Origin of the sequence: Streptomyces caeni (assembly GCF_042678285.1) — a bacterium.
GTDB lineage: Bacteria > Actinomycetota > Actinomycetes > Streptomycetales > Streptomycetaceae > Streptomyces > Streptomyces caeni.
In genome coordinates this window covers 13411-31885 of sequence record NZ_JBHUDX010000002.1, presented here as the reverse complement: position 1 = coordinate 31885, position 18475 = coordinate 13411, and the positions used below count along the sequence as shown (strand labels likewise).

Sequence of the window (18475 nt, the reverse complement as noted above, 5' to 3'; positions counted from 1 at the left end):
ACGTTACAGCGAGTGAGCTCGATGCCCACCCGAATCACCGGCTTTGTGATGACGATGTGATGTGGGATTCCTCTCAACGGAACGCCGATTTCCATGGATTCCCTCATGGCGACGGGGCTCGATCGGTAATTTCATCGATCGCGCCCGGTCGCCGTTTTAATCGCGCTTGTCAATTCGTTCACCGAATGCCGGCGTGGAATTCCCCGTTCGCTCACGGACGGTCACGGTGCCGATCATGGCGGGCCGGAGCCGTTCAGCCAGAACGCCCCGTAGAGGGCCGAGACCATGGCGACACCGCCGAGGACCGCCGCCGACCTGGAGGGACGGGCGCGCGCGAGGGCCACGGCGAAGGGCAGCAGCAGCGGGAACGCGGGCAGCAGCAGCCGTGGTTTCGAGCCGAAGTAGCTCGACGCGCCCAGGGCGAGCGCGGTGACGGCTCCCGCGTACACGAGCAGGGGCAGCGGCTGCCCCTGCCGCACGCACGCCACGCAGAGCCCGGCGACCAGCGCGACCCCGGCGGTCAGCGCCACTCCGGCCAGGACCGAGGGGAGGGAGGTGAACGTGGCCCCGATGAAGCGGGCGAAGGCGTAGCCGCCGTCGAAGCCGTTGCGCCAGCCCGCCTGGACGTCGAGATAGCCCAGGGGGCCCCTGCCGGTGCGGTGGCCGACCCACAGGACGTAGCCGGCGGCGCCGAGGGGTGCGAGGAGTGTGCCGAGGACACGGCGGGCGCGCGGCACACCGCCGGCCGGGGACGCCCGCCGGTCCCGTACGTACGACGTGACCGCCGCCGCCCATACGGCCGCGACGACGGCCGCTCCCACCGGCCGGGTCAGACCCGCCAGCGAGGCGAGCAGGCCCGCGGTCACCCATCGGCCGGTCAGTACCGCGTACAGCGCCCAGGCGGCGAGCGCCGTGAAGAGGGACTCGCTGTACGCCATCGACTGCACGATCCCGACCGGCAGCGCCGCCCACAGCAGGACCAGGCACACGCCCACCCGGCGGTCGTACACCCGCTCCGCGACGGCGAAGACGCCCCAGGCGGCGGCGAGCGAGGCGAGCGCCGAGACGACGAGGCCCGCGTCGGCGTACGGCAGCGGGGTCAGCGCCGCGCCCAGTCGCTCCAGCCACGGCAGCAGGGGGAAGAAGGCGAGGTCGGAGTGCACGTCGCCGTTCGGCAGGCGCACCTCGTGGCCGTAGCCGAGCGCGGCGACGCGGGTGTACCAGAGCGAGTCCCAGCGGGCCGCCAGCAGGGTGTGCGGGCTGGTGCCGCGCGCCGCGCTCCACAGCGCCAGCACGGCCAGGCCCAGGGCGCGGACGGCCGCGTACCCCGCGAGGGCGGGTGCGGCCCGGCGCACCGCGCCGTCGCTGGGCGGCGCCGAGCGCGTCGCAAGATCGGTCACGCGCCCGATTATCGGCGCCGTACGGAACCGGACGGGCCCCTCCGACGTGCTGGACCGGGGGAGGAGTGGCGCATGCCACACCCCCTCCTGGAGGAACGTGAGGGGTCCGCCGCGCGACGGCCGCCGGGACTCGCGTACGCTGGCGATTCACTCGCTTCGTTGCGTGGGCCCCGGGAGCACCGCTCCTCCCGGTCGCCGTCGCGGGGGCGTCCCCACCCCGCGTTTCCGCCGAAGTGAGGGACCACCTGGGAGGTACGTACATGTCCGGGACGACCACGGCCGCCGCTGCGCTGCGCCGCCGGGCGGCCGGGGACGGAGCGGGCCGCTGGGTCGTCCTCGTCGTCCTGTGCGTGAGCCTGCTGCTCGTCGCGCTCGACGCCACCGTGCTGCATGTCGCGATGCCCGCCGTCACCGAGGACCTCAGGCCCGGCGGAATCCAGCTGCTCTGGATCGTCGACACCTATCCGCTCGTCTGCGCCTCGCTGCTCATCCTGTTCGGCACGCTGGGCGACCGGATAGGCCGCCGCCGGGTGCTGCTGCTCGGATACGGCCTCTTCGGGGTCGCGTCCGGTGTCGCCGCCCTGGCGCAGGACGCCCAGGTGCTGATCGCGGCGCGGGCGCTGCTCGGCGTGGGCGGCGCGATGATCATGCCCGCGACGCTGTCCATCCTGCGCCAGGTCTTTCCCGACCGGCGCGAGCGGGCGCTGGCGATCGGCATCTGGAGCGCCGTGGCCGCGGTGGGCGCGGCGGTGGGCCCGCTGCTGGGCGGCTTCCTGCTGGAGCACTTCTGGTGGGGCTCCGTCTTCTTGATCAACATTCCGCTGATGCTGGTCAGCCTGCCGGTCGGGTGGCTGCTGCTGCCGGAGTCGAAGGGGGACCGCGACGGTCCCTGGGACGTGGTCGGCGCGCTCATGGCGGCGGCCGGCCTCTTCGGGCTGGTCCTGGGCGTGAAGCGGCTCGGCGGCGGGGAGGCGCCGCTCGGCCCCGGCACGCTGCTGCCCCTGGCGGCGGGCGCCGCCCTGGTGGCCGGCTTCGTGCGCCGCCAGCGCCGCCGCGCGCACCCGCTCGTCGACCTGCGGATGTTCGCGCGGCCCGCGTTCAGTACCTCGGTGGGGTGCATCGTGCTCGCGATGCTGGCGCTGGTCGGCCTGGAACTGATCGCGGCGCAGTATCTGCAGCTGGTGCTGGACCTCTCGCCGCTTCAGACGGGGCTGCGGCTGCTGCCGCTGACGTTCGCTGCGATGGCGGCGGGCCTGGTCGGCTCGAACGTGCTGCACCGCTTCGGCCCCCGGCGCATGGTCGTCTTCGGCTTCTCTCTCACGGCGGGATCGGTGGTCGCGCTGACCGCGATGGGCGGGCACGACAACCCGGGGCTGCTGCTGTTCGGTTTCGTCCTGCTGGGCTTCGGCCTGGAGACGACGCTGTTCGGGGCGTACGAGTCGATGCTCAGCGAGGCTCCGCCCGCGCAGTCCGGTGGGGCGGCGGCCATCGGCGAGACCTCCTACCAGCTGGGTGCGGGCATCGGAATCGCGCTGCTGGGCAGCGTGATGAACGCGGCGTACGCGCCCGGCCCGGCGTCGGTGCCGGGCGTTCCGGCGTCGGCGTCCAGGGCCGCGGGCCATTCGCTGGGAGAGGCGTACGAGGTGGCCGGCCGGCTGGGCGGTGTGCGGGGCGAGGCCCTGCGCCGCGCGGCCCGGGACTCCTTCGTCCACGGTCTGCATGTGACGCTCCTGGTCAGCGCCGGTCTGCTGCTGCTGGGCGCGGTGATGGCGCTGCGGCTGCCGCGGGTCATGCACTGCGAGCAGCCTCCGGCGGGCTCGGCCACGGCGGTCCCCGCCCCGCGCGAGGTCGCGGACTCCCGGGTCTCGGCATGACCAGGTCTCGGCACGACCGGTCCCGCGTCCGGGGCCGCCGGTACTGGACGCCCGGCGCGGCACGTCGTACCGTCGGCCCGTCCCATCCTGACTAGCGCTGCTAGTTTTCAGTGTCACGGAGGCTTCCATGTCCGCGTCCCCGACGTCGCCGTCCTTCGATCCTGCCGACCCGCTCGGGATCGACGACCTGCTGGACGCCGAGGACCTCGCCATCCGCGACACCGTGCGCGGCTGGGCGGCGCAGCGCGTACTGCCGCACATCGCCGAGTGGTACGAGAAGGGCGAGCTGCCCCCGATCCGCGAGCTGGCCCGGGAGCTGGGCTCCCTCGGTGCTCTCGGCATGTCGCTCAGCGGGTACGGGTGCGCGGGGGCCAGTGCCGTGCAGTACGGCCTCGCCTGTCTGGAGCTGGAAGCCGCCGACTCCGGCATCCGGTCCCTGGTCTCCGTGCAGGGGTCGCTCGCCATGTACGCGATTCACCGGTTCGGGAGCGAGGAGCAGAAGCAGCAGTGGCTGCCCCGCATGGCCGCAGGCGAGGTCATCGGGTGCTTCGGGCTCACCGAACCCGACCACGGCTCCGACCCGGCCTCGATGCGCACCCACGCCAAGCGGGACGGCGGGGACTGGATCCTCAACGGCCGCAAGATGTGGATCACCAACGGGTCCGTCGCGGGCGTCGGCGTCGTGTGGGCGCAGACCGACGAGGGGATCCGAGGATTCGTCGTCCCCACCGACAGCCCCGGCTTCTCCGCCCCCGAGATCAAGCACAAGTGGTCCCTGCGGGCCTCCGTGACCAGTGAACTGGTCCTCGACGACGTGCGGTTGCCCGCGGACGCCGTGCTGCCCGGTGCCGTCGGGCTCAAGGGACCGCTCAGCTGCCTGTCCCACGCCCGGTACGGGATCGTGTGGGGGGCCATGGGCGCGGCCCGGTCGTGCCTGGAGACCGCGGTGGACTACGCGAAGAGCAGGGAACAGTTCGGCAGGCCCATCGGGGGGTTCCAGCTCACCCAGGCCAAGCTCGCCGACATGGCGGTCGAACTGCACAAGGGGATTCTGCTCGCCCATCATCTGGGGCGGCGTATGGACGCGGGACGACTCCGTCCCGAACAGGTCAGCTTCGGCAAGCTCAACAACGTGCGCGAGGCCATCGAGATCTGCCGCACGGCGCGTACGATCCTCGGCGCCAACGGGATCTCCCTGGAGTACCCCGTGATGCGGCACGCCACCAACCTGGAGTCGGTGCTCACCTATGAGGGCACCGTCGAGATGCACCAGCTCGTGCTGGGCAAGGCGCTCACCGGGCTCGACGCCTTCCGGTGACGGCCCGTGGAGCGGGCAGGGCCGGTGGACGGCCCTGCCTCAGCTCTGGTTGAAGAAGCCGTCGGCCCGCTGGCTCGCGGCATCGCCGCTGACGATCTCGGTGTCCGCGGGGGTCAGCAGGAAGACACGGGTGGAGACCCGGTCGATCGAGCCACGCAGGCCGAAGATCAGACCGGCGGCGAAGTCGACCACGCGCTTGGCGTCGGCCGGCTCCATGTTCGTGAGGTTCATGATGACGGGTACGCCGTCCCGGAAGAGCTCGCCGATGGCCCGGGCGTCCCGGAAGCTGTCCGGCGTGACCGTGCCGATCCTGCGGCCGGTACCCTCCGCAGTGTCGGACGCGACCTTCACGCGCGGGTCGGTCACCCAGGCATCGCCCTGCTCCTGGCCCTCGGCGTAATCGTCGTCGTAGTAGCGCTCGTCATCGTTGTTGTCGTCGACGAGGCCAAGCCAGGCACTCGCCTTGCGCACCGATCCCATGGACGCCTCCTCTCACAGCGGTCTCCGGCCGTCCGCATCCCCATGGTCGTCCATGATGCGGATGTCGCGCCAAGGGGATAGGCGCCGCGCGGGGGGTTTGTGACGGTACTGGTGCACAGCGCGCCCGTCGAGAGCCCGTGTACCCCAAGGGTCCTGCCGTATAGGACTGCTGACTGAGAGTGAAATATTATCTGCGACGGCGTATGGGTGACGGGTGGTGCGTACGAGTGAACGAGGTGGCAGATACGGTGCCGCGGCTCAACGTCGTACGAAGCGCGGGGGAACATCGTGTTCGGAATGGACCGGCCCTGTCGGCACCGGCTGAGTGAGGGCCTGCGGCCCCAGTGGACGGCGCACCTGTGCGGGCTCTGCCTCGCACTGCGCGCGGATCAGGGCAGCTCGCCCGGGTCGTCACGAACCACGACGGTCTCCTCATCTCCTTCCTGACGGAGGCTCAGGCCGAGTCGGCCGCAGGAGGGCGGCGCACCGCCGGACCCTGCCCGCTGCGCGGCATGCGCACCGTCTCGGTCGCGCGGGGCGAGGGGGCACGGCTCGCCGCCGCGGTCTCCCTGGTGCTCGCCTCGGCCAAGGTGCGCGACCATCTGGCCGACGGAGACGGGCTGTTGGCGCGTCGGCCGGTGGCGTCGGCGGCGCGCCGGGTCGCCATGAGCTGGGACCGGGCCGGTGCCCGTACCGGCTTTGACGTCGGATTCGACACCGCCATGCTGGTGGACGCCGTGGACCGGCAGCTGGGGATCGAGGCGGTCGCCGGACTCGGCACCCCGATCCTCGCGGTCACCGAACCGGCCGAGACCGCCACCGCCGCCGCCTTCGCACACACGGCGGTCCTCGCGGGACGGCCCCGCAACGCCGAGCCCCTCGCGGAGGCCGGCCGGCTCTTCGGGCGGCTCGCGCATCTGCTGGAGCCGTGGAGGACAGGGAAGCTGACGCCGCGTCGGGCGCCTGGAACCCGCTGGCGGCCACCGGCACCTCCCTGGCTCGGGCCCGCCGCCTCGCCGACGACGCGCTGCACGGGATACGGCTCGCGCTGCGGGAGGTCGGCTTCACCGACGGGCGGCTCGCGCATGTGCTGCTCGCGCACGAACTGCGGACCTCCGTGGACCGTTCCGTCGGCGCGACCTCCTGCGCGCACCCGCCGCATCCGCTCGGCGCGTCCGGGCCGTACGCGCCCGGTGCTCCCGGGAATCCGGCCGGTGCGCCCCCGCCCCCGCCCCCGCCCCCGCCCCCGCAGCCGCCCCGCCGTGACCGGCGTGGACTGATCGCGGGCTGCGCGGTGTGGATGGGGCTCGCCTGCACCTGCCGGCTGTGCTGCGGCACATACGACGACCCGTGGAGCCGCGAGCGCAAGGAGGGGCTCTGCGGCGACCGCGGTGACTGCAGTGGCTGCTGTGACTGTTGCGACTGCTGCGGCAACTGTGACGGATGCTGCTGCGACGGGTGTGACTGCGGCTGCGACTGCTGAGGTGGCCCGTACGGCGTCCGTCTTACGGTGCCGTCCTTCTGACGCGGGACCAGATCCGGGTGCAGCTCTGGCCGTCCGGTGAATACCGGGAGCACACGGCGCTCTGCACCTCGGGATGCCGTGTCCGGTATGCGAGGGTTGAGTGCATGACGACCGACGCATCCGACGAGTGGAAGCGGTGGCACGAGCGCCGCACGGCGCGGGTGTCGGCGCCCTACGGGCCTCTTGCGCTGACGGGTACCCACTGGCTGGAGGGCTATCCGGAGGGGCGAATTCCGGACATCCCCGGGCAGTGGGCGGCCGACGGTGACGCGGTGGTGCTGACGGCCGGTGAGGGCGACGGGCTGACCGTCGACGGGAAGCCCTTCACGGGTGAGACCCGCCTCGCCGCCGACCCCGGGCCCGTGACCGCGTCCCGCGTCGAGGCCGGTGAGCGCCGCCTGGTCGTCCTGGAGCGCGAGGGGGCCTGGGGCGTACGCGACTACGACCCGGCGGCGCCCGCGCGCCGGGGCTTCAAGGGCATCGACGCCACGCCCCACGACCCGCGCTGGTCGGTGGAGGGGCACTTCACCCCCTACGGCGAGCGTCGCACCGTACGTGTCGAGAGCGCCGACGGCCGCCACCGCGGGCTCGGTCTGGGCGGGGTGCTCGCCTTCACCCTCGACGGGCAGGATCTCACCCTGCAGGTGTCGGTCCGGCGCGACGGTTCGTTGTGGGCGGTCTTCGCCGACGCCACCAGCGGGTACACCAGTCACCGCTTCCGGTTCCTGCGCCCGCCCGCGCCCGACGCCGTGGGTGACACGACGGTGGACTTCAACCGTGCGCTGCTTCCGCCGTGCGCCTTCGCGGACCACTTCCACTGCCCCCTCCCCCCGCCGGGCAACACGCTGGGCCTCGCGATCGAGGCGGGGGAGCGGGGACTGGCGTAGCGGCCCCGTCATCGGCGCCGGTTCATCGGCATGTTGAAGACGGCACGGCCGAAAGGCGCTCTTGCGCGGGCAAGCCGACGGCCGAATACTCCCCTTCAGCGCTTGTCAGGGGCACGGCATGTTCGGAATCCGGACGTCCTGGCCCTCGACTGCGACTCACGGGCCCCATCTCCCCCACGTGGGCCCCCGACTTCCCTTGGAGGGGAACGACAAGTGAGGATCAAGCGCACCACCCCCACGAGCGGACTCGCGAGACGGACCCGGCTGATCGCCGTGGCCGCCGGACTCGTGGCCGCGGCCGCGTTCGCCGTCCCCACCGCGAACGCGAGCGACGCACACACCTTCAGTGCGAACCAGCTCAGCAAGGCGAGCGACTCGGTGCTCAAGTCCGATGTCGCCGGCACCGCCTGGGCCGTCGACCCGACGACGAACCGTGTCGTCGTCACCGTCGACAGCACGGTCTCCCAGGCCGAGATCGCGAAGATCAAGAAGGCGGCCGGCGGCAACTCCGACGCCCTCACCATCAAGCGCACGCCGGGCACCTTCAACAAGCTGGTCTCCGGTGGCGACGCCATCTATGCGAGTAGCTGGCGCTGCTCGCTCGGCTTCAACGTCCAGGACAGCAGCGGGAACTATTACTTCCTGACGGCCGGCCACTGCACCGACGGCGCGGGCACCTGGTGGTCGAGCTCGTCGCACTCCACCACCCTCGGCAGCACGGCCGGCTCCAGCTTCCCCGGCAACGACTACGGCATCGTGCGGTACACCAACAGCTCGGTCTCGAAGCCGGGCACCGTGGGCAGCGTGGACATCACCAGGGCGGCCACGCCCTCGGTCGGCGCCACCGTCTACCGCCGCGGTTCCACGACCGGCATCCACAGCGGCCGGGTCACCGCACTCAACGCGACGGTCAACTACGGCGGTGGCGACATCGTCTACGGCCTCATCCAGACCACGGTGTGCGCCGAGCCCGGCGACTCCGGCGGCCCGCTGTACTCCAGCGGTGGCGTCGCCTACGGTCTGACCTCCGGCGGCAGCGGCAACTGCAGCTCCGGCGGCACGACCTTCTTCCAGCCGGTCACCGAGGCCCTCAGCGCCTACGGGGTCCACGTCTACTGACCGTTCCCAAGGACTGAGCGGGAGTGAGTCCTGTTGCCAGGACTCATGCCCGGCCGTGTGCCCCGAACGGTGTCGGGCACACCGGCCGGCCGCTTTCGCTCCGCGCCCGGCGCCATCGGATCGTGTCCGTGGTCCGGGAATGCGGGGCGGCTTTCCTCGCGCCCCGGGCGCCGTGTCCGGCCTGGGCGGTCCGATGCCCGTACCCATCACTCCGGTGGGTACGGGGCGGTGCCGTCCGTCGCCGGATACGGTGCCCGGGGCGCGCCTGCCGATGGCCATCACACTCGCGGTGTCGTGCCGCGTGGTGGCCCGTTTCGTGCTGGTGAGTGGTTTGCGCCAGTGCTGCGCGCCCCACTTGGACGTGTAGGCGGGATCGACCGCGACGACGGGGATCCCCGACTCGGCCGCCATGCTGACGGGCCGGGCCCGCAACCTGGAGGTGGGCATTCGTGCGAGGGCGACCTCGCGCTGGACCCGCTTGGTGTACGGGGTGCCGCACGCCGCCCCCGGCGGGGGCCAGCGCCCCGGCGGGGAGCAGCCCGCGGCCCGACCCCGCGTCCGGTGCGGGCCGCCGGAGGGGGTCGGGTGGGCGGCGGTCCGTGACCTCGCTGCGGAGTCGGCGCCCTCGGGGTGGACGGTGAGACCGAGGCGGAAGTCGCGGCCCCGTCCCGGCGGCGACGGCGTCTTGATCGCACGCAGGCCCTCCGATGCCGACGGCATCTCGTCGGCCACGGTCCCGGCTCCTGCACGGTGGTGTCAGCCACCGCGTCCTTCGACCGGACCTTGATCTGGAACGAACACCACCTCGCCATGCCCCGAGCGAATACAGGCAGCACTGCGACGAGCACGAGGGTGCCCGAATTGTATCGGACAAGCGTTCGATGGTGAGGGGTATGGTGGAGGTGGAAGAGCTTGAATGGATGAGAGAGCCCCTGGGGCTCAGGGGCGCTGGAGGTGCGTGTGCCGGGTTTCACGCATCTGCACACCGTCTCCGGGTTCTCCCTGCGGTACGGCGCATCACACCCGGAGCGGCTGGCCGAGTGTGCCGGTGAGCGGGGCATGGAGGCTCTCGCGCTCACCGACCGGGACACCCTCGCGGGCACGGTCCGGTTCGCCAAGGCGTGCGCGGCGGCCGGTGTCCGGCCCCTGTTCGGGGCGGACCTGGCGGTGGAGGAGCCAGGACCCGTACGGCGGGAACACCGCCGCACCCCCGTGCGCGGCGGTGCCTTCGTCGACGAGTCGGCGCCGCGTGCGGTCTTCCTCGCCCGCGACGGCGCCCGCGGCTGGGCCGACCTGTGCCGGCTCGTCACCGCCGCCCATTCCTCGTCCCAGGGCACACCCCTGCTGCCCTGGGCCGGCAACCACGCCGACGGGCTGACCGTTCTGCTCGGCCCCGACTCCGACGTGGGCCGCGCCCTCGCCGCCGGGCGACCGGACCGCGCGGCCGGGCTCCTCGCGTCGTGGCGGGAGGTCTACGGCGACGCCCTGCGGCTGGAGGCCGTCTGGCACGGTCGTACGGGCACCGGCCCCGGCTCGCTCCGCCTGGCCGCCCGCACCCTCGGCTTCGCCGCCGAGCAGGGCGTCCGGCCCGTGCTCGGCAACGCCGTCCGGTACGCCGACCCGGGCCTGGGCCCCGTCGCCGACGTCCTGGACGCCGCCCGCCGCCTGGTCCCCATCGACCCCACCGGGGAGCTGGACTCCGGGGAAGCCTGGCTCAAGGGCCCCCAGGCCATGCTCGAAGCGGCCGAGCGGATCGTCGAGGCCGCGGGCTACCGGCGCGAGAGCGCCCGCCGGCTGCTGGAGCAGACCCGGGCCACCGCGGCCGAGTGCCTGGTCGACCCCGAGGACGACCTCGGTATCGGCAGCGTCCACTTCCCCGAGGCGCACCTCGTCGGCGCCGGCCGCCGCACCGCCCAGCGCGTGCTCGCCTCCCGGGCGGCGGCGGGCATGGTGCTGCGCGGCTACGACACCAGGCGCGCCTACTGGGAGCGGATGCACGAGGAACTGGACATCATCGCCCACCACGGCTTCGCCTCCTACTTCCTGACGGTCGCCCAGGTGGTCGACGACGTGCGGACGATGGGGATCCGGGTCGCCGCGCGCGGCTCCGGCGCGGGGTCCCTCGTCAACCATCTCCTCGGCATCGCGCACGCCGACCCGGTCGAGCACGGGCTGCTGATGGAGCGCTTCCTGTCCAAGCGCCGGGTGGCCCTGCCCGACATCGACATCGACGTGGAGTCCGCGCGCCGCCTCGAGGTCTACCGCGCGATCATCGGCCGGTTCGGCACCGAACGGGTCGCCACGGTCGCGATGCCCGAGACGTACCGGGTCCGGCACGCGATCCGCGACGTGGGCGCGGCCCTGTCCATGGACCCGGCCGAGGTGGACCGGATCGCCAAGTCCTTCCCGCACATCCACGCCCGTGACGCCCGCGCGGCCCTCGACGAACTGCCCGAGCTCAAGGCCCTGGCGGCACAGCGGGAGCGGTACGGCAGGCTCTGGGAGCTGGTCGAGACCCTCGACGCCCTGCCGCGCTCGGTCGCCATGCATCCGTGCGGGGTCCTGCTGTCCGACGCCACCCTCCTCGCCCGTACGCCGGTCATGCCGACCAGCGGCGAGGGCTTTCCCATGTCCCAGTTCGACAAGGACGACGTCGAGGAACTCGGGCTGCTCAAGCTCGATGTGCTCGGGGTGCGGATGCAGTCCGCGATGGCGCACGCGGTCGCGGAGGTGGAGCGGACGACGGGGGAGCGGATCGACATCGACTCCCTCGCGCCGGACGACCCGGCGACGTACCACCTCATCCGCTCCACCGAGACCCTCGGCTGCTTCCAGATCGAGTCGCCGGGCCAGCGGGACCTGGTGGGACGGCTCCAGCCGGCCGGCTTCCACGACCTCGTCGTCGACATCTCGCTGTTCCGGCCCGGCCCGGTCGCGGCCGACATGGTGCGGCCGTTCATCGAGGCGCGGCACGGGCGGGCTCCGGTCCGCTGTCCGCACCCCGATCTGGAGGAGCCGCTGAAGGAGACGTACGGCGTCGTCGTCTTCCACGAGCAGATCATCCACATCCTGGACATCATGACCGGGTGCGGGCGCGACGAGGCGGACCGGGTGCGGCGGGGTCTGTCCGATCCGGAGTCCCAGGGGCGGATCGGGATCTGGTTCGCGCAGCGGGCTGCGGCGAACGGGTACGGTGCAGAAACGATTCAGCGCGCCTGGGGGATCGTCGAGGCGTTCGGGTCGTACGGATTCTGCAAGGCGCACGCGGTCGCGTTCGCGGTGCCGACCTACCAGTCGGCGTGGCTGAAAGCCCATCACCCCGCCGCCTTCTACGCGGGGCTGCTGACGCACGACCCCGGGATGTACCCGAAGCGGCTGCTGCTGGCGGACGCGCGGCGCCGGGGTGTGCCGATCCTGCCGCTGGACGTGAACACGTCTGGTGTCGCCCATCGCATCGAACTGGTGTCTGAATCAAGGGGGTCCGGCGGGCCGCCCGGACCGGACCGGACGCAGTGGGGGCTCCGGCTCGCCCTGTCCGACGTGCACGGCATCGGCGAGGCCGAGGCGAAGCGGATCGAGGCCGGGCAGCCGTATGCCTCGCTGCTCGACTTCTGGGAGCGGGCGCGGCCGAGCCGTCCCGTCGCCGGGCGGCTCGCCCAGGTCGGGGCGCTGGACACGTTCGGCGCCAACCGCCGTGACCTCCAGCTGCACCTGGCCGAGTTGCACCGGGGTGCCCGGGGCGCGGTCGGGGACCAGCTCCCCCTGGCCGGCGGGCGCGGGACCGCGTCCGCCGGGCTGCCCGGCCTCTCCCCGGCGGAGCGGCTCAGCGCCGAGCTGGGTGTGCTCTCCATGGATGCCTCGCACCATCTGATGGACGATCACCGCGCGTTCCTCGACGAGCTGGGCGTGGTGCCGGCGCGCCGGCTGCGCGCAGCCGGGCATGGTGAGACGGTACTGGTCGCGGGCGCCAAGGCGGCCACCCAGACCCCGCCGGTCCGCTCCGGCAAGCGGGTCATCTTCAGCACCCTGGACGACGGCACGGGCCTGGTGGACCTGGCCTTCTTCGACGACTCCCACGACGCGTGCGCCCATACCGTCTTCCACTCCTGGCTGCTGCTGGTGCGCGGGGTGGTGCAGCGGCGCGGGCCGCGCAGCCTGAGCGTGGTGGGCGCCGCTGCCTGGAACCTCGCCGAACTGATCGAGCTGCGTGCCGAGGGCGGTCTCGACGCGGTGGCGGCACGGCTGGCGGAGCCCGTGCCGGAGCGGCCCGACGGCGACGCGGCGAAGGGCCGCCGTATCCGGATGGCCACGGGGTACGAGATGAACCCCTGGGCCGACACGCGTCCCGCCGGCGAGGGCCCGGCGGGCGGGAGGAGACTGTGGCACCGGAGTCCGGGGAGCGCGGGGTGACCGCCTTCCGCGGGCGGTGACGCCGGGGTGCCGGCCGCGTAGTCCCTTCGCGGCGGCTCAGTTGGCCCACGGTGGGGCGACGCGGGTGCCGTCGGCCAGTTCCGCCTCCAGGCCGATGGGCGTGGTGACCCACGAGACGGCGGTGTCGGGCGCCGGGTTCTCGACACCCAGGGCCGCGCCGGGGTTGATGATCACCGTGTTGCCCGCGGTGATCCGCTCGGTGCGGCCGTCGAGCGTGCTCAGCAGCTCGCCGCTGAGCAGGTGGAAGATCTCCTCCCGGGTGACGGTGTGGAGGGGGCCCGGGTCCCCCCGGGGATCTCACCGCGCCATGCGCACAGTTCCCTGCTGCCCGTCAGGGGAGTGGCGTAGGAGACGAAACGGGCGCCGTGCATCTTGTGGGCGACGGCTTCGGACGAACGGACGACGGGCATGGGAGCCTCCGGCTGCCAGGTTCAGATGGTCAAGCTACTTGACTGAGTTGCGGTGCCCTTATGGTCAAGGTGCTTGACCGGTCTGTCAAGGATGCTTCAATGCCTGCGTGCAGAACTCCGAGGCCATGGCCCTGTCCGCCGCCCTGCTCGCCGTCGCCGGTGAACTCACCCGGCGCATCCACCACGGTGTGGAGGCGCGTGGCTTCGAGGGGCTGCGGCCCGCGCACGGCTTCGCGTTCGCCCGGCTCGCCCCGGGCGGTGCGACCGTCACGGACCTGGCCGCCCACCTCGGGGTCACCAAGCAGGCCGCGAGTCAGCTCGTCGAGGAGATCGTGCGCAAGGGGTACGCCGAGCGGCGGCCTCATCCCGAGGACGCGCGGGCCCGGCTCGTCGTGCTGACCGAGCGCGGCCGGGCCTGCGCGCGGGCCGCGGAGGAGGCCGCGGCCGAAGCTGTACGGCCGTGGGCCGAACTGCTGGGTGAGCGTGAGATCCGCTCGCTGTTCCGGCAGTTGCTCAGGATCGCACCCTGTGGGCCGATCCGGCCCACCTGGTGATGGGCCGTCACTTTCGTCCGGTCTTTATCAGTGGGCGCATGGCGTCGCCCGCCGTCGCTGGAAGTTTTTACTGACGCGTAACTTCACGCTTTCACTACTCGCCCGTAACTTGATGGGTGAACAGACAGCATCCTCGTGATCCGGATCACAAGGCGTCGTCAAGGTCGTCGTCACGGCCGTCGTCACGGCCGTCGCACCTCCTCCTCCCCTGAGCCGCAAGGAGATCACCCGATGCTGCCCTGGAAACGAATGCTCAGACCGCTCGCCGCGGTCCTGCTGACCGCCGCGCTCGCCGTCGCCCCCGCCGCCACCGCCCACGCCGCCGCACCGAGCAGCGGCTGGAACGACTACACCTGCAAGCCGTCGGCGGCCCATTCCCGCCCCGTCGTCCTCGTCCACGGCACCTTCGGGAACTCCGTCGACAACTGGCTGTCCCTCGCCCCCTACCTGGAGGACCGCGGCTACTGCGTCTACTCGCTCGACTACGGCCAACTGCCGGGCGTCCCCGTCTTCTACGGGCTCGGCTCCATCGCCACGTCCGCCGAGCAGCTCCAGGTCTTCGTCGACAAGGTGCTCGCCGCGACCGGCGCCGCCAAGGTCGACATCGTCGGTCACTCGCAGGGCGGCATGATGCCCCGCTACTACCTCAAGTTCCTCGGCGGCGCTCCCAAGGTGAACGCCCTCGTCGGCATCGCGCCCAGCAACCACGGCACCACCCTGGACGGGCTCACCCGGCTCCTGCCGTACTTCCCGGGCATCGAGAACCTGCTCTCCACCGCCACTCCCGCGCTCGCCGACCAGGTGGCCGGCTCGGCGTTCCTGACGAAGCTCAACGCGGGCGGCGACACCGTGGCCGGCGTCCACTACACGGTCATCGCGACGAAGTACGACGAGGTGGTCACGCCGTACAGCTCGCAGTTCCTGAGCGGATCCGACGTGCACAACGTCCGGCTGCAGGATCTGTGCGCGCTCGACCTCTCCGAGCACGTGGCGATCGGGCTGTTCGACCGGATCGCCTTCCACGAGGTGGCGAACGCGCTCGATCCGGCACACGCCACCGCGACCACCTGCGCCTCGGCGTTCAGCTGACGCCGGCACCCCCACCCGGCCGCGGCGACCCCCGGCCGCCGCGGCCCTCGCCGTGGTCTGTCCGGCCTGAGCCGCCGGACGGACCACGGAGGCCGGGCGAGTCACCCCAGGAAACCGTGAAATCGCCTGCCGGAGGCGGGCGGAGGGGATCCTTATGGCCGCGTTAAGGGAGTGCTGAGACGGGGCTCGGGTACGTACCGTGCGGTCATGACGGACTTCACGACGCGGCCCACGGCGACCGAGGAGATCAGGCCGGCCGCCGCCGAGGACATACCGGCCGTGCGGGCCGTGACCGACGCGGCGTACCGCCCCTACATCGAGCGCATCGGCGTGGTGCCGCAGCCCATGGAGGCGGACCACGCGGCGAACGTGGCCACCGGGCGTGTGTTCGTGACGGGGGAGCCCGTGGACGGGCTCGTGGTGGTCGAGGCGTTGGAGGACCATCTCTTCCTCGACAGCATCGCCGTGCACCCCGACGCCCGCGGCCGGGGCGTGGGGCGGCGGCTGCTCGCCTTCGTGGAGGCGCGTGCGCGCGCGCTCGGGCTGCCCGAGATCAGGCTCTACACGAACGCGATGATGTGGGAGAACCAGAAGATCTATCCGAGGTACGGGTACGAGGTCGTGGAGCGCCGCGTCGACGGACCGTACGACCGCTTCCACTACCGCAAGCGGCTGGAGTGAGCGTCCTCGCGACGCCGCGGGGACGGGCGGGCCACTCTCAGCCCTCCGGCCACCAGACGCGGGCGATGTCCTTCCGCACCTCAGGGCGCCCGGCGGGGCGTTCGTCGGACTCCTCCCGCACGCGGCGGGCATCGGTCCTCTTCAGGGGCTTGTGCACGGTCACTCGGCGCATGGCTGCCTCCTTGTGCCTACCGGATACCGCAGCCTGTGCGGAGGTAGACCCTTTCGGCGAGGGTTCCTCATCGGCCCCTGCCTGTCTGTGGCGTCTGTCACGGTTCGACTGTCAGTGGTGCCTGTCACCCTGGCGACATGACCAGGAACATGACCAGGAACGAGGCGGCCGAAACCTCGACGGGCACAAGCGAGGAGGTGGACTGGGACGCCGCCTCCGCCACCTTTGACGACGAGCCGGACCACGGGCTGCGCGATCCGGTGGTGCGCGAGGCGTGGGCGGCGCGGCTGGAGGCGTGGCTGCCCCGGGGGGCCTGCGACGTCCTCGACCTGGGCTGCGGCACGGGCAGCCTGTCCCTCCTCGCGGCGGAGCGGGGACACCGGGTGACGGGGGTGGATCTGTCGGCGGCCATGATCGCGCTGGCCCGCGCCAAACTGGCGGGCCGTGACGCCGTGTTCCTGGTGGGTGACGCCGCGGCCCCACCGGTCGGCGAGCGGCGCTTCGACGTCGTGCTCGTCCGCCACCTGCTGTGGGCGCTGCCCGATCCTGGCCGGGCCCTGCGGCACTGGAGGGGCCTGCTGCGCCCCGGCGGGCGCCTCGTACTGGTCGAAGGCGTGTGGGGCACCACGAGCCCGGTCGGCATCTCCGCCGACCGCCTCACCGCCCTCCTCGCCCCCCTCGCCGGGGACGTCCGCGTCGAGCGGCTGTCGGACGACGCCCGGTTGTGGGGGAGGGAGGTGGACGACGAGCGGTATGCGGTGGTGGCGGCGGACTGACCGCCCGGCTCACACCAGCAGCGCCTCGAAGCCGCCTTCGCGGGCGAGGAGTTCGAGGCTGTCGAGGGCCCGCACGGCGGCTGTGGCGGCGTCGGGGTCGGTCCTCGCCAGGCCGCTCGCCGCGAACTCGTCCTCGTCGAGGCGCAGCACGGCCGAGCCGTCCGCGGAGCGCCACAGATCCAGATCGAGGTCCTCGACGACGAGTTCGGCGCCGGAGAGGGCGGCCGGGCGGGTGATGTCGCAGTACCAGCCCTTGAGGGCACCCTTCCCGTCGCGGACCTCCTTCACCGAGTACCAGCGGTCCCGCCAGTAGGACTCGGTGAAGACGTCACCGGGCTCGAACCGCACAAAGCCGAAGTCGCGTACGCCCTCACCCGCCCAGGGGGCGCGCACGACGATCCGGGTGCCGTCGTCGTGGACCAGCTCAGCGGGGTAACGGATCTTCGTACGGCCCGCCTTGACCAGGACGACCTCCACGATGGCAGCCGGTTCAGCCGAGTTCGCGGACATACCGCACCTCCGTCGCGCAGATCTCGTAGCCGAACCAGGTGTTGACCGCGATCATCGCGTCGTTGCCCGCGTCGTTGCCCGTGAACGCCTGCGTGTACCCGGCGGCGCGGGCGCGGTGCAGGGAGTGGTTCTTGACGAGCTTGGCGAGGCCGCGGCCGCGGAAGGCGCGGGCGGTGCCGGTCATCGCGGTGGCGTAGGCGGCGGCGCCGTCGGTACGCGCCAGGGTGAAGGCGGCGGGGCGCCCGTCGGCCACCGCGACCGTGGTCAGCGCGGGGTCGAACAGTGGATGCCGCCAGGTCTCCTCGAGCCAGGCCTCGTAGTCGGTGAACTCCGTGTCGATGTCGCTCGGCTCGTCCGCCACCGTCTCCGCGTCCAGTTCGAACAGGGGCCGGGGGTCGTCGGCGAAGTCCGCGCCCGTGCGCAGTTCCACGCCCGGCGGGGGATCCTGGAGCGGAGGCAGGACGCCGTTCGCCAGGTCCAGGCGGAGGAAGTGCGCGGAGCGGCTCGCCCGATAGCCGTGCCGCTGCGCGAAAACCCGGTTGTCGGGCTCGTCCAGGACCCAGGACAGCAGCCTGGTCGCGCCCACGGCGGCCAGATGCTCCTCGGCGGCGCGGACGAGGAGCGATCCGGCGCCACGGCGTGTCCGCTCCGGGTGCACGTACACGTTGACGTTCCCCTGGCCGGGCTCCCGGCTGTCATGGGCGAGGTGGACCTGGGCCGTGCCGATGATCTCGCCGTCCTCCTCGGCGACGAGCGGCCGGTAGCGGGCGTCGGGGTGCATGTGGGCGGCGTCGTGAGCCAGGGCCTCGGGGCTGTACACCATGAACGGCAGGGCCCGTTGCCGGACCCGCACGAATCCTTCGGTGTCGGCCCGGACACCGGCGCGCATGTCGCGGACGATCACTGTCATATCGGCGCACCCTACGCGGGCGGGGCCGGGGGGTGCCTCTCATTTTCCGCCCGTGCGGGAGAATCGCTCCGTGACCTTGAAGATTCACATCGACGCGAGCGCTCCGCCCTACGAGCAGGTACGGGCGCAGATCTCCGAGCAGGCCCGGTCGGGGGTGCTGCCGGTGGGCCACCGGCTGCCGACCGTGCGCGGACTGGCCGAGTCCCTCGGCCTCGCGGCCAACACGGTCGCCAAGGCGTACCGGGCACTGGAGGCGGACGGAGTGATCGAGACGCGCGGGCGCAACGGAACGTTCGTGGCCGCCGCCGGCTCCGCCGCGGAGCGCGAGGCGGCGGCCGC

15 protein-coding genes and 2 pseudogenes are annotated in these 18475 nt (G+C 72.4%); 11 read left to right on the top strand and 6 right to left on the bottom strand.

From position 1 onward, the window contains the following. Window positions 1-233 precede the first annotated feature (233 nt). Window positions 234-1400: a glycosyltransferase family 39 protein gene (locus tag ACFSL4_RS00755; protein ID WP_381076963.1), complete on the bottom strand. Its 1167-nt coding sequence runs from the start codon at window positions 1398-1400 to the stop codon at window positions 234-236. A gap of 260 nt (window positions 1401-1660) precedes the next feature. Here ACFSL4_RS00755 and ACFSL4_RS00750 point away from each other — a divergent pair, with 260 nt between their 5' ends. Both ACFSL4_RS00750 and ACFSL4_RS00745 read left to right on the top strand, forming a co-directional pair. After that, on the top strand, window positions 1661-3274 hold the full coding sequence (locus ACFSL4_RS00750; protein ID WP_381076961.1) for an MFS transporter: 1614 nt from the start codon (window positions 1661-1663) through the stop codon (window positions 3272-3274). A gap of 127 nt (window positions 3275-3401) precedes the next feature. Beyond that, window positions 3402-4592: an acyl-CoA dehydrogenase family protein gene (locus ACFSL4_RS00745; protein ID WP_381076959.1), complete on the top strand. Its 1191-nt coding sequence runs from the start codon at window positions 3402-3404 to the stop codon at window positions 4590-4592. Between the two features lie 39 nt (window positions 4593-4631). Here ACFSL4_RS00745 and ACFSL4_RS00740 read toward each other — a convergent pair whose 3' ends face one another. Next, window positions 4632-5072 carry a cell division protein SepF gene (locus ACFSL4_RS00740; protein ID WP_381076957.1) on the bottom strand — a complete coding sequence of 147 codons (441 nt, stop codon included), beginning with the start codon at window positions 5070-5072 and terminating at the stop codon, window positions 4632-4634. Window positions 5073-5360: 288 nt separating this feature from the next. Between ACFSL4_RS00740 and ACFSL4_RS00735 the strand changes: the two are divergent. From ACFSL4_RS00735 to ACFSL4_RS00720, 4 genes and pseudogenes are all read left to right on the top strand, one after another. Then, window positions 5361-6555: pseudogene (locus ACFSL4_RS00735) on the top strand (DUF5685 family protein). A gap of 146 nt (window positions 6556-6701) precedes the next feature. Further along, window positions 6702-7484 (top strand): DUF1684 domain-containing protein, encoded by a 783-nt coding sequence (locus ACFSL4_RS00730; protein WP_381076955.1) that lies wholly within the window; start codon window positions 6702-6704, stop codon window positions 7482-7484. Window positions 7485-7697: 213 nt separating this feature from the next. Continuing rightward, the gene (locus ACFSL4_RS00725; RefSeq protein WP_381076952.1) at window positions 7698-8603 is read left to right on the top strand and encodes a S1 family peptidase; all 906 of its coding nucleotides are present in this window, start codon (window positions 7698-7700) and stop codon (window positions 8601-8603) included. 960 nt (window positions 8604-9563) lie between these two features. After that, on the top strand, window positions 9564-13013 hold the full coding sequence (locus ACFSL4_RS00720; RefSeq protein ID WP_381076948.1) for a DNA polymerase III subunit alpha: 3450 nt from the start codon (window positions 9564-9566) through the stop codon (window positions 13011-13013). A 57-nt stretch (window positions 13014-13070) separates the two neighbouring features. On the opposite strand, the pseudogene ACFSL4_RS00715 reads toward ACFSL4_RS00720, so the two are convergent. Further along, window positions 13071-13444 (bottom strand): annotated as a pseudogene (locus ACFSL4_RS00715) (cupin domain-containing protein). 107 nt (window positions 13445-13551) lie between these two features. Between ACFSL4_RS00715 and ACFSL4_RS00710 the strand changes: the two are divergent. The 3 genes from ACFSL4_RS00710 to ACFSL4_RS00700 all read left to right on the top strand — a co-directional run bounded on the left by ACFSL4_RS00710 (window position 13552) and on the right by ACFSL4_RS00700 (window position 15768). Next, window positions 13552-13998, top strand: a complete 447-nt coding sequence (locus ACFSL4_RS00710; RefSeq protein WP_381076945.1) for a MarR family winged helix-turn-helix transcriptional regulator — start codon at window positions 13552-13554, stop codon at window positions 13996-13998. 231 nt (window positions 13999-14229) lie between these two features. Beyond that, the gene (locus ACFSL4_RS00705; protein WP_381076943.1) at window positions 14230-15087 is read left to right on the top strand and encodes an esterase/lipase family protein; all 858 of its coding nucleotides are present in this window, start codon (window positions 14230-14232) and stop codon (window positions 15085-15087) included. A gap of 207 nt (window positions 15088-15294) precedes the next feature. Continuing rightward, window positions 15295-15768 (top strand): GNAT family N-acetyltransferase, encoded by a 474-nt coding sequence (locus tag ACFSL4_RS00700; RefSeq protein ID WP_381076941.1) that lies wholly within the window; start codon window positions 15295-15297, stop codon window positions 15766-15768. A gap of 37 nt (window positions 15769-15805) precedes the next feature. On the opposite strand, the gene ACFSL4_RS00695 is transcribed toward ACFSL4_RS00700, so the two are convergent. Continuing rightward, window positions 15806-15940, bottom strand: a complete 135-nt coding sequence (locus ACFSL4_RS00695) for a hypothetical protein (protein ID WP_381076938.1) — start codon at window positions 15938-15940, stop codon at window positions 15806-15808. A gap of 137 nt (window positions 15941-16077) precedes the next feature. On the opposite strand from ACFSL4_RS00695, the gene ACFSL4_RS00690 reads away from it, so the two are divergent. Continuing rightward, on the top strand, window positions 16078-16716 hold the full coding sequence (locus ACFSL4_RS00690) for a class I SAM-dependent methyltransferase (protein ID WP_381076935.1): 639 nt from the start codon (window positions 16078-16080) through the stop codon (window positions 16714-16716). Window positions 16717-16725: 9 nt separating this feature from the next. Here the strand turns inward: ACFSL4_RS00690 and ACFSL4_RS00685 are convergent, their stop codons facing one another. Both ACFSL4_RS00685 and ACFSL4_RS00680 read right to left on the bottom strand, forming a co-directional pair. Beyond that, the gene (locus ACFSL4_RS00685) at window positions 16726-17226 is read right to left on the bottom strand and encodes a ribonuclease FAU-1 family protein (protein WP_381076933.1); all 501 of its coding nucleotides are present in this window, start codon (window positions 17224-17226) and stop codon (window positions 16726-16728) included. Next, the gene (locus tag ACFSL4_RS00680) at window positions 17207-18136 is read right to left on the bottom strand and encodes a GNAT family N-acetyltransferase (RefSeq protein ID WP_381076930.1); all 930 of its coding nucleotides are present in this window, start codon (window positions 18134-18136) and stop codon (window positions 17207-17209) included. The genes ACFSL4_RS00685 and ACFSL4_RS00680 overlap by 20 nt, the downstream gene beginning before the upstream one ends. Before the next feature lie 70 nt (window positions 18137-18206). On the opposite strand from ACFSL4_RS00680, the gene ACFSL4_RS00675 reads away from it, so the two are divergent. Then, window positions 18207-18475, top strand: a 269-nt coding sequence (locus ACFSL4_RS00675) for a GntR family transcriptional regulator (RefSeq protein WP_381076928.1), incomplete at its 3' end; no start/stop codon positions are given.

Coding starts and splice junctions, on each gene's coding strand:
- ACFSL4_RS00700 (WP_381076941.1), top strand. CDS start 15,295: ATGACGGACTTCACGACGCGGCCCACGGCGACCGAGGAGATCAGGCCG.
- ACFSL4_RS00685 (WP_381076933.1), bottom strand. CDS start 17,226: ATGTCCGCGAACTCGGCTGAACCGGCTGCCATCGTGGAGGTCGTCCTG.
- ACFSL4_RS00680 (WP_381076930.1), bottom strand. CDS start 18,136: ATGACAGTGATCGTCCGCGACATGCGCGCCGGTGTCCGGGCCGACACC.
- ACFSL4_RS00695 (WP_381076938.1), bottom strand. CDS start 15,940: ATGCGCCGAGTGACCGTGCACAAGCCCCTGAAGAGGACCGATGCCCGC.
- ACFSL4_RS00750 (WP_381076961.1), top strand. CDS start 1,661: ATGTCCGGGACGACCACGGCCGCCGCTGCGCTGCGCCGCCGGGCGGCC.
- ACFSL4_RS00690 (WP_381076935.1), top strand. CDS start 16,078: ATGACCAGGAACATGACCAGGAACGAGGCGGCCGAAACCTCGACGGGC.
- ACFSL4_RS00745 (WP_381076959.1), top strand. CDS start 3,402: ATGTCCGCGTCCCCGACGTCGCCGTCCTTCGATCCTGCCGACCCGCTC.
- ACFSL4_RS00730 (WP_381076955.1), top strand. CDS start 6,702: ATGACGACCGACGCATCCGACGAGTGGAAGCGGTGGCACGAGCGCCGC.
- ACFSL4_RS00705 (WP_381076943.1), top strand. CDS start 14,230: ATGCTGCCCTGGAAACGAATGCTCAGACCGCTCGCCGCGGTCCTGCTG.
- ACFSL4_RS00740 (WP_381076957.1), bottom strand. CDS start 5,072: ATGGGATCGGTGCGCAAGGCGAGTGCCTGGCTTGGCCTCGTCGACGAC.